The organism is Alphaproteobacteria bacterium US3C007, from assembly GCA_034423775.1.
Lineage (GTDB): Bacteria > Pseudomonadota > Alphaproteobacteria > Rhodobacterales > Rhodobacteraceae > Thalassovivens > Thalassovivens spotae.
In genome coordinates, this window is record CP139918.1 from 1676676 (window position 1) to 1689859 (window position 13184).

Sequence of the window (13184 nt, forward strand, 5' to 3'; positions counted from 1 at the left end):
CGAATCGGAGGCGCTCATGTCTTTTTCAATTGATGGGAAAACGGCCATTGTGACGGGGGCCGCGCATGGAATTGGCCTCGCTATTGCGCGGCATTTTTCGGCGCTTGGGGCGAATGTGATGTGCGCTGATATGGATGAAGCGGGCTTGTCCAAAGAAGTTGCGGCCGTGCCAGATGGGGCTCAGGTTGAATATTTCGCGGGAGATCTGCGCGAAAAATTGACCATCGCAAATTTGCTGTCTGCGACGTTAGACAGTTTTGACCAAGTGGATATTTTGGTCAATGCATCGCGTCAGGTGATGCCATCTGATGTTCTGAATCAAGATGATAAGTCCGTTGAGACAATGCTGGAACAAAATGTTATGACGAGCCTGCGCCTATCACAATTGGTGGCCAAGCGCATGATTAAACAAAGCGCGGGTCAAGAGCTGGGGCAGGCGGGATCGATTGTGAACTTATCTTCCGTCGCGGCGCGCCGCGCGCATCCTGATTTGCTGGCGTATTCCATGTCAACTGCGGCGCTAGATCAGATGACGCGCTCAATGGCGGTTGGCTTGGCGCCGCACCGGATCCGCGTGAATGCGGTTGCCTTCGGCTCGGTGATGTCCTCAAGCCTGCAAATGGCTTTAAAAGAGCAACCATCCTTCCGCAAAGATATTGAAAATCACACACCGATGGGGCGGATTGCGCCCGCGTCAGATGTGGCGGAAACCGTGCAATATTTAGCCTCGGAAAGTTCTGGCTTTGTGACGGGCCAAATTCTTACCGTGGATGGTGGAAGAACCTTGATTGATCCCGTTGAAGCGCCCGCGCATTAAGCCCCGCAGCTGATTAAAATGCTTTGTGTTTCGCTTGACGGTGCCTGCCTCACAGGCAATGGTGTGCACCAATTCATCAAGAGCAGCGGATATAAAATCATGGGCGATATTACAGAGATTGAAAAACAACAGGCGAGCGCTTGGTTTCGCAGCTTGCGTGATCAAATCGTCTCGGCCTTTGAAACGCTTGAATCCGCGCATGCTACAGGGCCTTTTGCGGATGCGCCGATTGGCCAATTTGACGTGAAAGAAACCAAACGCAGCTCGGACGATGGCTCGGATGCAGGCGGCGGTTTGATGAGCGTAATGCGCAATGGCCGCGTTTTTGAAAAAGTGGGGGTCAATGTATCAACCGTCTATGGGCAACTGGGGGCGGAAGCGCAAAAAGCCATGGCGGCGCGCATGGGCATTCCTGGCATGCAAGAGGATCCGCGGTTTTGGGCGGCAGGGATTTCGCTGGTGGCGCATTTGCAAAACCCGCATTGTCCAGCGGTGCATATGAACACACGGATGTTCTGGACCCCGCATGCCTGGTGGTTTGGCGGCGGATCTGATTTGAACCCTTGCATCGAATATTCTGAAGATACCGCGCATTTTCATGCTACACAAAAAGCGCATCTGGATCCCCACGACCCCGCGCTTTATCCGAAATTGAAGCTATGGGCGGATGAGTATTTTTATATCCCGCATCGCAAACGGGCGCGCGGCGTGGGGGGGATTTTTATGGATGATCGCAATAGCGGCGATTGGGCTGCAGATTTCGCCTTGACCCAAGATATCGGTCGGGCCTTTTTGCCCGCCTATATTCCGCTGGTTGAAAAACATCTTCAGGACGCGTTCGATGCGCAGGATAAAGAGGTTCAACTGCGCCATCGCGGGCTTTATGCAGAATATAATTTGGTGTATGATCGCGGCACCAAATTTGGTCTGACAACCGGCCATGATGCGGATGCGGTTTTGATGAGCCTGCCCCCCGTGGCCAAATGGTATTAGGCCTTATGGAGCTGCACGATAAACGCGCCTGGCATGGGCTTGCTTCCTTTTATAACTGTTCGAGGCGGTGATGATGGATCAACTGATTTCTGATTTAGGCCAGATCGTTGGGCCGCGCCATGTTTTGACGGGCACAGATATGGCGCGCTATAGCAGCGATTGGCTTCATCAATATCAGTGGCAACCCCGGGCGATCATTCGCCCAGCAACCACAGAGCAGGTGTCAGAGGTGGTGAAATTGGCCAATCGGCTGAAGATTCCACTTGTACCGATGGGGGGGAATACGGGCCTTGCCGGGGGCACCTGCGGCGAGGCGGCGCTTGTTCTATCGCTCGAGCGGATGGCCGCTATTCGTGAAATTCGGCCCAAATCAAAAGTGGCAATCGTTGAGGCAGGTGTGATTTTATCGAATCTTCACGCCGCAGCAGATGCCGAAGACCTTTTATTTCCGCTGACTTTCGGCGCGCGCGGGTCAGCAACGCTTGGTGGCGTTCTCAGCACCAACGCGGGTGGATCAAACGTTTTGCGCTATGGCAACACGCGCGATCTGTGCCTTGGCCTAGAGGTTGTGCTGCCCAATGGTGAAATTATGAACCTGATGTCAGAGCTGCATAAAGACAATTCTGGCTATAATTTGAAGCATTTGATGATCGGTGCTGAAGGTACGCTTGGGATTATCACCGCGGCCGTGATGAAATTGCAGGCAAAACCCAAAGTATACGCAACGGCAATGATCGCCACTACATCGCTTGCATCCGCGCTGACGCTGTTGAACGATCTTCAGCACGCGACGGGCGGCGCGGTTGAGGCGTTTGAATATATGCCCGGGTTTTACATGGAGCAGCACCAAAAGCTGTTTCCAAATGCCCGCCAGCCTTTTGCACAGGTTCATGACACCAATATTTTGGTTGAGCTTGCCAGCACCAGCGCGGATTTGGCGGCGCAGGATGTGACGGGCCAGCCCAAATTGATGCAACATTTCGAAACGCTGCTGGCAGCGCATCTTGAAGCGGGCGCGATTCTTGATGCGGTGGTGGCGCAGAATCAAGCCCAGCGCATTGCATTTTGGGAGCGCCGCGAGCAGGCGGCAGAAGTAACGGCCAGCCATCCAAGATTGGTCAATAATGATATAGCGCTTCCGCTTGAGTCTGTTGCGGCGTTTTTAGATCAGATGAAAACACGTCTGGCAGAGATAGATCCGCAGGCCGCAGCTTTGGTGGTGTCGCATTTGGGCGATGGCAATGTGCATTATGCGGTTTGGCCCGCAAGCCACGACAAAGCCGTGCAGGATGATATTATGGAAGCGGTTGAAGATGTAACGCTTAGCATGGGGGGCAGCTTTTCCGCCGAACATGGCATAGGCTTAACAAAATTACCGTCGATGCGGCGCCGTAAAAATAAAGCGGCTTTGCAGGTGATGCGGGCGATCAAACACAGCCTTGATCCAAATAATATCATGAATCCAGGTAAAGTGGTGCCCGCGGCCGATTAAATCCGATTACGCGTGGCGCCAGTCAAAAAAACCGGGGCCGGCCCGCTCTAGCAACCTATTGGCCATTTCGGTCCCAAGCAAAGCACCATCTTCGATGGGCGCACTCATTGCCTCATCCAAGGTTTCTGATCCGTCTGGACGCAACACTTCGCCACGCAGATGCACTTGTCCATCCTTCAGCTCGGCCAGACCCGCGATCGGAGTTTCGCAAGATCCGTCCAAACCTGCCAGAAATGCCCGCTCGGCGGCCAAACGTTGCCCTGTTGGCCCGTGATGAATGGCCTCTAACATTTCAGCGGCCCGCATATCATTCGCGCGCCGTTCTATACCGATGGCCCCCTGTGCAACCGCCGGAAGCATATCCGCGACGTCAAGCGCCGATTTTGCCAGATGTGATAGGTTCAAGCGGTTTAAACCTGCCATTGCCAAAAACGTACAGCTTGCCACGCCGGCTTCAAGTTTTTTCAAACGGGTTTGCACATTGCCGCGAAATTCCACCACTTCAAGATCAGGCCGCCGATGGGTGAGTTGGGCTTTGCGGCGCAACGAGGAGCTGCCGACCAAAGCGCCTGCGGGCAGGCTGGCCAGATCGTCATGATGCAGCGATACAAAGGCATCGCGTACGTCTTCCCGCGGCAAATAGGTTTCTAAAACCAACCCATCGGGCTGTAAAACCGGCATATCCTTCATCGAATGCACTGCTATGTCAATTTTTCCTGACAGCATGTCATCTTCGATTTCACGCGTGAACAAGCCCTTGCCGCCGATTTCTTTGAGCGGTCGGTCGAGCACTTTATCACCCGTGGTTTTGATCACAACGATCTCAAACGCCTCTTCTGCAATGTCAAACGCCTGAGAGAGGCGTGTTCTGGTTTCGTAGGCTTGGGCAAGCGCCAGAGGGGAGCCTCTTGTGCCTATGCGCAGCGGTGAAGCGGGGGTGGGGTATTGCTGAGTCATAATTATCGTTTTAATAGTGTAAACTACACATGACAAGAACCGATGCTTGACATTAATGTCGGAAGTGGTGAGCTAGGCACGAAAGAAGGGTAATTTATGGCTGAGAATAAAAAAATACTGCGTGCATTGGCCGGTGAAGTTTTGGAGACACCACCGATTTGGATGATGCGGCAAGCGGGCCGTTATCTTCCTGAGTATCGGGCCACGCGCGCTGAGGCGGGCGATTTCCTCTCACTTTGCTATAACAGTGAGTTGGCGGCCGAGGTGACGTTGCAACCTATTCGCCGTTATGGGTTTGATGCGGCGATTCTCTTTGCCGATATTTTACTGCTGCCACAAGCTTTGGGGGCTGATCTGTGGTTTGTCACCGGGGAAGGACCACGCCTGTCCACCTTAACCAAAAGTGCGGAATTTGATGCGCTGAAGCCGGTTTCGGCAATCCATAAAACCTTGGATCCGGTTTATGAGACGGTGAGAATTTTGTCAAAAGAGCTTCCCGCTGAAACAACGCTGATTGGATTTGCTGGGGCCCCGTGGACCGTGGCAACCTATATGATTGCGGGGCGGGGCACCCCAGATCAGGCGCCTGCACACGCGCTGAAGCGCCAAGACCGAGAACTGTTTGAACGTTTAATTGACCTGCTAACCGATGCGACGATCGAGTATTTAAGCGCCCAAATCGACGCAGGGGCTGAAGTTGTGAAGCTTTTTGACAGTTGGGCGGGATCCTTGCGCGGAGATGATTTTAAACATTATGCGTTGGCGCCGGCGCGCCGCATAACGCAAGCGCTCAAGCAACGTTATCCGCAGGTGCCGGTGATCGCCTTTCCGCGTGAGGCTGGAGATAATTATATCGGTTTTGCAAAAGCAACCGGTGCGGATTGCGTGGCGATTGACAATTCGGTTACCCCGGAATGGGTTGCGAGCCATGTGCAAGTTGATGGCTGTGTGCAGGGCAATTTGAAATCCTCGCATATGGTGACGGGGGGGCAAGAGCTAGTTGATGACACAAGGCGCATCGTAAAAGCGCTGGGCAAGGGGCCTCATATTTTCAATTTAGGGCATGGGATCACACCGGATGCAGATCCAGAAAATGTGAAGTTGATGATCGAGACCGTGCGCGAAGGAGCATCTGGCTAAATCTTTTCCTCGGGGGCAAAACGGTTCAGGTTCGGGCGGCTATTTTGCGCAGCGGTGTTTGCAATCTCTGCGTTCTGGATTAGGTCTGAGCCCAAAGCCGGCATCGGGGCCGTAGCTTGGTGACATGAAAAGAGATGAATGTCGGATATTTTGCAAATCAGCGGCCTGTCGAAATTTTATGCGAACGGGTTTCACGCGCTCAAAAATATAAATTTGAACGTGCACGAGGCAGAGATTTTGGCGCTTCTTGGGCCGAATGGTGCGGGTAAAACCACGTTAATCTCAACAATTTGTGGAATTTCGCGCTTCAGCGCGGGTTCGGTAAAAATGGCCGGTTATGATATCGTGCAGCAATATCGCGCGGCGCGCAGTTTGATCGGTTTGGTGCCGCAAGAACTGGCCTTAGAGCCTTTTGAAACGGTTGAAAATACGCTGCGCTTCTCGCGCGGTTTATTCGGCAAAGAACCAGATGAGGGGTATCTATCCTCTTTGCTGGCGGCGCTGTCATTATCTGATAAAAAAACGTCCCAAATTCGAACCTTATCGGGGGGAATGAAACGCCGGTTGAGCATTGCCAAGGCCTTGAGCCACCAACCGCGCTTGTTGTTTCTAGACGAACCCACAGCCGGTGTGGATGTTGAATTGCGCAAAGATATGTGGGCGCTGGTTGAGCGGCTGCGCGCCAGCGGCGTAACGATCATTCTTACCACGCATTATATCGAAGAGGCCGAAGCCATCGCAGATAGGATAGGGATTATCGATCAAGGTGCGTTGCAACTGGTCGAGGCAAAAGACTCGTTGATGCAGCGGCTGGGTAAAAAACAGTTGCAGATCGATTTGTTGAGCCCGTTACCAATACTGCCGCCGCCGCTTTTGGCCTTGGGTGTGACCTTGGCTGCGGATGGTCTGTCGTTGATTTATCAATATGATTTGACGGGGGCTGGACCGGAGATCGAAAAGCTGTTTTCGGAAATTTTGGCTTTGGGGCTCAAAGTCAAAGATCTTCAAACGGGCGAATCATCTTTGGAAGAAATCTTCCTACAGCTGGTCAGCGAGGCGGCATGAATTTTCACTCGGTAAAAGCCATTTATAAATTTGAAATGCAGCGGTTTTTTCGTACAATTCTACAGAGCTTTGTCTCGCCGGTTTTGTCCGCTTCGCTCTACTTTATCGTGTTTGGCGCCGCCATGGGCAGCCGGATTTCGCAGGTTGAGGGTATTGCCTATGGCAGCTTTATTGTGCCGGGTTTGATCATGTTAACGGTGATTACACAGGCCATTTCAAATGGTGCTTTTGGAATATATTTTCCAAAATTCATTGGCAGTATCTATGAGGTGCTTTCAGCGCCGATCAGCGCTGCGGAAATCGTGGTGGGATATGTTGGCGCTGCGGCCACCAAGGCGATCTTTACCGGTCTGGTTATTCTGTTGACCTCATTATTATTTGTTGACCTGACGATCATACATCCTTTGGCCATGCTGTTTTTCCTTGTCATGACCAGTATCGCCTTTGCCTTATTGGGCTTTATCGTGGGCATCTGGGCGGGTAATTTTGAACAATTGCAAATGGTCCCGATGTTGATCATCACCCCTTTGGTATTTTTGGGCGGAACGTTTTATTCGATTTCCATGCTACCCCCGTTTTGGCAGACGATCTCGTTGTTTAATCCCGTGGTCTATTTGGTTTCTGCGTTTAGGTGGTGCTTTTTTGGAACCGCGGACGTGCCTATCATGGTCAGCTTGCTAGCAGTTTTTGGCTTCATTTTATTGTGTTTTGCCGCGATTATGTGGATTTTTAGAACGGGTTGGCGGTTGCGCAGCTAAAAAGCAGGGTTTGCAGGGATTTTGCAACCTTCCTGCGCGGCGCGTCTTGTGCCCGTGCGGCAAGGGCTCTACATACAGGGTATGAAGTTTAAACTGCCTTTTATGAAAGCCAAAAAATCCGTGGCTGTGGTGCATCTCTCTGGGGTGATTTCGGGTGGATCACGCGGCCAGTTGAATGATAAGGCGCTGGCGCCTGTTTTGGAAAAAGCCTTCAGCAAAGGCAAACCGGATGCGGTGGCGCTGGTGATCAACTCGCCCGGCGGTTCGCCGGTGCAATCGTCTTTAATCGGTGCGCGGATCCGCCGGTTGGCGGCTGAAAATAGCCTTCCAGTGTTTGCTTTTGTGGAAGATGTAGCCGCCTCAGGTGGCTATTGGTTGGCCGTCACCGCCGATGAAATCTACGTAGATGACAGTTCAATTTTGGGCTCAATCGGCGTTATTTCGGCTGGCTTTGGAGCGCATGATCTCTTGCAGCGCTATGGGATTGAACGGCGCGTTTATACCGCAGGTGCTTCAAAATCGACATTGGATCCTTTTAAGCCGGAAAAACCCGAAGATGTTGATCGGTTGAAAAAACTACTTGAGCAGATACACAGCGTTTTCATCGCACATGTCACCAAGCAGCGTGGCGCTAAATTGAGCGATGACGAAGATTTGTTTACGGGTGAAATTTGGGTGGGCGAAGAAGCTGTATCCGTCGGCCTAGCGGATGGGCTTGGCCATCTGGTGCCGGTGATGAAACAGCGTTTTGGCGAAAACGTGAAATTTCGAACATACGGGCAGAAAAAAGGCGTCTTGCAAAGGTTTTCATCTTCACTTGTCCAATCTGCGGATCTGTATTTTGAGGAAAGGGCTGCGTTCGGCCGCTTTGGTTTGTGATATGATCGTAAAAATTGTTTTCCTATTCTTGATTGGGATCGCTGTTTTGGCGATGTTTGGACGGATCAAACTGCCCGGACAAACCAAATTGGAAGCGATGAGATGCAATGCGTGCGGCCGCTTCCGATTGGGCACATCCGGCTGCTCTTGCGGTTCCAAATAGGCAGGCCTGATGACTTGGCTGCTCTCTGCATTGGCGCTGATCATTTTGGTGATGTCCGGAGATTTTCTGGTTAAAGGTGCCGTTGCGCTCAGCGATCGGCTTGGGATTCCGGCATTTATTGTGGGATTAACCATTGTGGCTTTTGGGACATCAGCGCCCGAGCTGCTGATTTCTATTCAAGCGGTGCTGTCCGGGGTGCCCGGAATGGCCATTGGGAATGTGGTGGGATCAAATACTGCAAATATTCTGATGGTTTTGGGGTTGCCTGCAGTGTTGTTTGGGCTTGATGCGGCAAAAACCGATCTAAGAAAAAACTATGCGTTGATGATCGGTGGCAGCCTATTGTTTATTTATTTGGCGTCGCTTGGAGTGTTTTCCTATGGCAGCGGGATGATTTTGCTGGCGGCGCTGGCAGTCGTGCTGGGGTTAGCTTTGCGCGATACGCTGCAGGAGCCAAAGCGCGCAGATGCGGCGGATATCAGCCTTGAGGGCGGCGCCGTGCAAGATGCAGCGCTGCCGGTTTGGAAAATAACCGGGTTGATTTGCATTGGTTTGGTGGGATTGCCATATGGCGCAAATCTTTTGGTGAATAATGCCACTGAAATTGCCCGCAGCTATCAAATCAGCGAAACCACTATCGGGTTGACCTTGGTTGCTTTGGGAACCTCGCTGCCAGAATTGGCAACCACTTTGGCCAGTGCAATACGCAGGCAAGCGGATGTGGCGCTAGGCAATGTGATCGGGTCCAACGTTTTCAACCTGTTGGCAATTATGGGCGTCACCGCCTTTGTGGGCCCAATTCCGGTTTCTCCGCAGCTTTTATCGGCGGATCTTTGGGTGATGCTGGCTGCCTCTTTGATCCTTGCCCCCTTCGTGGTTTACCGATTGCGAATCAACCGCTTAATGGGCGCACTCTTGACTGCCGCATATCTGGTCTATGTTTGGTTGGTGGTTATGTAACGCAAAGGGATTTGAATGATGCGGGCTTTGGTAACGGGTGCAGGAAAACGGCTTGGGCGCGCAATGGCGCTCTATCTTGCAGATCGTGGCTATGACGTGGCTGTGCATTTTGCCAGCTCTGAAACAGCCGCAAAAAGCCTTGTGCAAGAGATTATCGCCAAAGGCCGGAAATCCATCGCGTTACAGGCCGATTTGTTACAAGAAGATCAAGTTGAGACTCTGGTTGATCGGGCGGTACACGGCCTTGGGGGCAATTTAACCTGCCTGATCAATAATGCCTCTATTTTTGAATATGATACGCTGGAAAGCGCCACGCGGCGCAGTTGGGATCGCCATATTGAAAGCAATTTGCGGGCACCATTCGTGTTAATGCAATGTTTTGCGCGGCAGGCCCCCCGCGCCCGTCAGGATGACCAAGGCGAGCCTTTGGCGCAAGCTTTGGTGATCAATATGTTGGACCAACGCGTGCGTAAATTGACGCCTGAATTTTCCAGCTATTCCATCGCTAAAATGGGTCTTTGGGCGTTAACGCAAACGGCCGCGCAGGGCTTGGCCCCTGATATCCGGGTGAATGCGATTGGGCCCGGGCCGACTTTGCAGGGCGCGCGCCAATCGGCGGATCATTTTCAAGACCAACGGAAACATACGGTTCTGGGACGCGGCGCAAATGCGTCTGATATTACTGCGGCTTTGGGGTATTTTTTGGATGCTTCGGCGGTTACGGGGCAGTTGATTTGCGCAGATGGTGGCCAACATTTGGCTTGGAAAACGCCAGATGTGCTTGGGGTTGAGTAAGCCACGGCGCCCAAGTTGTACACGGGGTTACATAATTGTGACAGCGTTTTAACAAAAATGGTTTGTTTTCAGTCATTTGCGTATAATTTAATTAAAATATCAAATGATAACAGCACCTTACAAAAACGCCTATTTTTTAGGCAAATAGGGGAAGTTACCAAAAAGCAAAGGAAAATTTCCAATAATTCAGAGTTACCCCCAATGTTATCCACAGGATCAGTGGACAGCTTTTTCCTTGAAACCGACGCCAGATCATTGCAGGACAAACAGAATCATGGCCAGATCGGTAGCCAGACCAGACGAAGGCGATAAAAATGGCATATACAGGCTACGCGCTGATACAAAAGTATACAAAATCGCTTGAAACCTCGCCAGGCGTCTATCGGATGCTCGATGATCAATCGCGCGTTCTTTACGTGGGCAAAGCCCGCAACCTCAGGGCACGCGTTTCCAGTTATGCGCGCCCAACCGGACATTCGGCGCGCATTGCCCGTATGATCTCTGAAACAACGCAGATGATGTTTTTAACCACGCAGACCGAGACCGAAGCGTTGCTGCTGGAGCAAAATTTAATCAAGCAGTTAAAACCGCGCTATAATGTGTTGCTGCGCGATGATAAATCTTTTCCCAACATTCTCGTGACCACAGAGCATAATTTTCCCCAAATTAAAAAGCACCGTGGCGCAAAAAGCGAAAAGGGGGCGTATTATGGCCCCTTTGCTGGGGCGGGGGCTGTCAATCGTACACTTGCCCAGCTGCAACGGGTGTTCTTGTTGAGAAATTGTTCAGATGCGATGTTTGAAAGCCGCACTCGCCCCTGTCTGCAATATCAAATCAAACGCTGCAGCGGCCCATGCGTGGATCGCGTGTCAAAGCAAGAATATGGTGCCGCCGTGCAGGATGCCCAAAAATTCTTATCGGGCAAATCAACGCAAATTCAGGAAACGCTCGCCACCAGCATGGCGCAGGCCTCCGAAGCAATGGAATTTGAACGCGCGGCCGCGCTGCGCGACCGTATTCGCGCCTTAACGCAGGTTCAGACCACGCAGGGCATCAACCCGCGCAGCGTCAGCGAAGCCGATATAATCGCCTTGCATCTTGAGGGGGGGCAGGCCTGCGTGCAGGTGTTTTTCATTCGCGCCAATCAAAATTGGGGGAACCGTGATTTTTACCCCCGCATTAGCGCCGATATGGGCCATGATGAAGTTCTTGAGGCGTTTTTGGGCCAATTTTATGACAGTAAAGAGCCGCCGCGGCAGATTCTGCTTTCGCATGGGTTTGACGATATGGATCTGATGACCGAACTGCTCAGCGATAAACGCGGCCGGCGGGTGGAAATTTTGGTACCCCAGCGTGGTGAAAAGCAAGAGCTGATTTCTGGCGCGTTGCGCAATGCAAAAGAAAGTTTGGCGCGCAAACTCGCCGAGACAGCGACACAAACCAAATTGTTGCGTGGTGTTGCAGAACTATTTGAGCTTGAGTCGCCCCCCAAGCGGATCGAAGTGTATGACAACTCGCATATTCAAGGCAGTTTTGCGGTTGGGGCGATGATTGTTGCAGGCCCGGATGGGTTTTCCAAAAACAATTATCGCAAATTCAATATACGCGGCGATGATCTGACGCCGGGGGATGATTTTGGGATGATGAAAGAAGTGCTGACGCGGCGGTTTAAGCGCTTGGTCAAAGAAGACCCGGCGCGGCAAAGCGGGGATTGGCCTGATTTACTGGTGATTGATGGTGGCGCGGGGCAAGTCTCGGCCGTGGCGCAGATCATGGCCGAGTTTGGCGTGCAAGATATTCCGATGGTCGGCGTTGCAAAAGGCGTTGATCGCAATTTGGGTAAGGAAGAGTTTTACCGCATTGGCAAGCCGGTCTTTGGTTTGCCGCGCAATGATCCGGTTTTATACTTCATTCAACGCATGCGCGATGAGGCTCATCGCTTTGCCATTGGCAGCCATCGCGCCAAACGCAGCAAAGCCATTGGGGCCTCGCCTTTGGATGAAATTGCCGGTGTCGGTGGCGCACGCAAGCGGGCGCTTTTGGCGCATTTTGGATCGGCAAAAGCCGTGGGGCGTGCCAATTTGGCCGATCTGAAAGCGGTTGAGGGCGTATCGGCTTCTTTAGCGCAAAAAATCTATGATTTTTTCCATGAAAAAGGCTGACTAACGATTGCACTCTTGCCATGTTGGCAAACGGTCATTGGGGGCTTTTTCAGCATGATATATGGCCCGCGCGATGGCGCGCGCAACGCAAAGGCTGGCGCCGTGACACAGCTCGGCCATGTCGGTTGGACTCAATTGCCCCTGCGCTGATCCCGTTGCCGCTGTAAAGATTAAATCGCCATCTTGGGGCATATGCGAAGGAATGAGCGCGCGCGCCACACCATCATGGGCGCTGATGGCAAGGCGTTTGGCCGCTGCTTTGCTGAGGCTAGCATCCGTGGCGACTATTCCGATTGTGGTGTTTTCCCCCTCAACCAAGGGTCCAAGATTCTTCAACCTGAAAGCGTGTGGCTGAGGCGAAGCTTGTGGCCCGCCCAATCCGCCAAATTCACCATTTGCTTCGAAAGGTCCAGCCCAGAAATGCCGTAAATCTTCGCCTGTTGCATTGCCGACGGCGTTGACCGCCATGATTGCGCCCACACGAATTCCATTTGACAGAATGAACGAGGCCGAGCCAAGGCCGCCTTTTAGGCGCCCTGTGGTGGCACCGCATCCCGCGCCTACGCTGCCCAGTTGGAATTCTGCGCTCAAATCGTCAAAAGCCTGACGCCCTAACGCGGGATAGGGCGATAGCGCCCATTCTTTTTCGCCGCCATTGTTGAGATCAAACAGAATCGCTGCTGGCACAATTGGAACCTGCGTGCCAGCAACCGCAAACCCCGCCTGCTGGGCGCGCAAACGCTCGACCACACCGCTGGCCGCATCCAGACCATAGGCAGAGCCACCCGACAGCACCAAAGCATCAATCTGTTGCAAAGATTTATCCGGTTCCAGCAGATCCGTCTCGCGCGTGCCCGGCGCACCGCCCATCACCGCATAAGCGGCGGTAAAGCGCTGCGCGGCGCGCAGCACCGTGACGCCGGATTTCAGCCGCTGGTCTTCGGCATTGCCCACCATTATGCCCGCGATATCTGTGATCAGGTTTTTGGGTCCCGGTGTCATG

Annotated in this window: 12 protein-coding genes; 10 read left to right on the forward strand and 2 right to left on the reverse strand. The window is 52.6% G+C overall.

Annotated elements, in window-relative coordinates:
- Positions 1–16: 16 nt before the first annotated feature.
- The 3 genes from UM181_08095 (at position 17) to UM181_08105 (ending at position 3302) form a co-directional block, all read left to right on the forward strand.
- Positions 17–817, forward strand: a complete 801-nt coding sequence (locus UM181_08095; protein WQC64558.1) for an SDR family oxidoreductase — start codon at positions 17–19, stop codon at positions 815–817.
- A 99-nt stretch (positions 818–916) separates the two neighbouring features.
- Positions 917–1810 carry an oxygen-dependent coproporphyrinogen oxidase gene (gene hemF, locus UM181_08100; GenBank protein ID WQC64559.1) on the forward strand — a complete coding sequence of 298 codons (894 nt, stop codon included), beginning with the start codon at positions 917–919 and terminating at the stop codon, positions 1808–1810.
- Positions 1811–1883: 73 nt separating this feature from the next.
- Positions 1884–3302, forward strand: a complete 1419-nt coding sequence (locus tag UM181_08105; protein ID WQC64560.1) for an FAD-binding oxidoreductase — start codon at positions 1884–1886, stop codon at positions 3300–3302.
- Positions 3303–3308: 6 nt separating this feature from the next.
- On the opposite strand, the gene hemC is transcribed toward UM181_08105, so the two are convergent.
- Complete coding sequence (hemC, locus tag UM181_08110) at positions 3309–4259, reverse strand: hydroxymethylbilane synthase (GenBank protein ID WQC64561.1); 951 nt, start codon at positions 4257–4259, stop codon at positions 3309–3311.
- 96 nt (positions 4260–4355) lie between these two features.
- On the opposite strand from hemC, the gene hemE reads away from it, so the two are divergent.
- The 7 genes from hemE (at position 4356) to uvrC (ending at position 12181) form a co-directional block, all read left to right on the forward strand.
- Positions 4356–5399: a uroporphyrinogen decarboxylase gene (gene hemE / locus UM181_08115; protein ID WQC64562.1), complete on the forward strand. Its 1044-nt coding sequence runs from the start codon at positions 4356–4358 to the stop codon at positions 5397–5399.
- 138 nt (positions 5400–5537) lie between these two features.
- Entirely contained in the window at positions 5538–6464 is a 927-nt protein-coding gene (locus UM181_08120; GenBank protein ID WQC64563.1) for an ABC transporter ATP-binding protein, read from the forward strand.
- Positions 6461–7222 (forward strand): ABC transporter permease, encoded by a 762-nt coding sequence (locus UM181_08125; protein WQC64564.1) that lies wholly within the window; start codon positions 6461–6463, stop codon positions 7220–7222. Before UM181_08120 ends, UM181_08125 begins: the two co-directional genes overlap by 4 nt.
- 81 nt (positions 7223–7303) lie before the next feature.
- Positions 7304–8101 carry a S49 family peptidase gene (locus UM181_08130; protein ID WQC64565.1) on the forward strand — a complete coding sequence of 266 codons (798 nt, stop codon included), beginning with the start codon at positions 7304–7306 and terminating at the stop codon, positions 8099–8101.
- 169 nt (positions 8102–8270) lie between these two features.
- Entirely contained in the window at positions 8271–9224 is a 954-nt protein-coding gene (locus tag UM181_08135) for a calcium/sodium antiporter (GenBank protein ID WQC64719.1), read from the forward strand.
- A gap of 15 nt (positions 9225–9239) precedes the next feature.
- On the forward strand, positions 9240–10019 hold the full coding sequence (locus UM181_08140) for an SDR family oxidoreductase (GenBank protein WQC64566.1): 780 nt from the start codon (positions 9240–9242) through the stop codon (positions 10017–10019).
- Between the two features lie 314 nt (positions 10020–10333).
- The gene (uvrC, locus tag UM181_08145; GenBank protein ID WQC64567.1) at positions 10334–12181 is read left to right on the forward strand and encodes an excinuclease ABC subunit UvrC; all 1848 of its coding nucleotides are present in this window, start codon (positions 10334–10336) and stop codon (positions 12179–12181) included.
- Here the strand turns inward: uvrC and UM181_08150 are convergent, their stop codons facing one another.
- The gene (locus UM181_08150; protein ID WQC64568.1) at positions 12182–13183 is read right to left on the reverse strand and encodes a P1 family peptidase; all 1002 of its coding nucleotides are present in this window, start codon (positions 13181–13183) and stop codon (positions 12182–12184) included.
- Position 13184 lies beyond the last annotated feature (1 nt).

Bases quoted from the DNA above. Each gene is read 5' to 3' on its own strand.
- UM181_08105 (WQC64560.1), top strand. From the start codon at position 1,884: ATGGATCAACTGATTTCTGATTTAGGCCAGATCGTTGGGCCGCGCCAT.
- UM181_08125 (WQC64564.1), top strand. From the start codon at position 6,461: ATGAATTTTCACTCGGTAAAAGCCATTTATAAATTTGAAATGCAGCGG.
- UM181_08095 (WQC64558.1), top strand. From the start codon at position 17: ATGTCTTTTTCAATTGATGGGAAAACGGCCATTGTGACGGGGGCCGCG.
- hemF (WQC64559.1), top strand. From the start codon at position 917: ATGGGCGATATTACAGAGATTGAAAAACAACAGGCGAGCGCTTGGTTT.
- UM181_08150 (WQC64568.1), bottom strand. From the start codon at position 13,183: ATGACACCGGGACCCAAAAACCTGATCACAGATATCGCGGGCATAATG.
- hemE (WQC64562.1), top strand. From the start codon at position 4,356: ATGGCTGAGAATAAAAAAATACTGCGTGCATTGGCCGGTGAAGTTTTG.
- hemC (WQC64561.1), bottom strand. From the start codon at position 4,259: ATGACTCAGCAATACCCCACCCCCGCTTCACCGCTGCGCATAGGCACA.
- uvrC (WQC64567.1), top strand. From the start codon at position 10,334: ATGGCATATACAGGCTACGCGCTGATACAAAAGTATACAAAATCGCTT.
- UM181_08140 (WQC64566.1), top strand. From the start codon at position 9,240: ATGATGCGGGCTTTGGTAACGGGTGCAGGAAAACGGCTTGGGCGCGCA.
- UM181_08130 (WQC64565.1), top strand. From the start codon at position 7,304: ATGAAGTTTAAACTGCCTTTTATGAAAGCCAAAAAATCCGTGGCTGTG.
- UM181_08120 (WQC64563.1), top strand. From the start codon at position 5,538: ATGTCGGATATTTTGCAAATCAGCGGCCTGTCGAAATTTTATGCGAAC.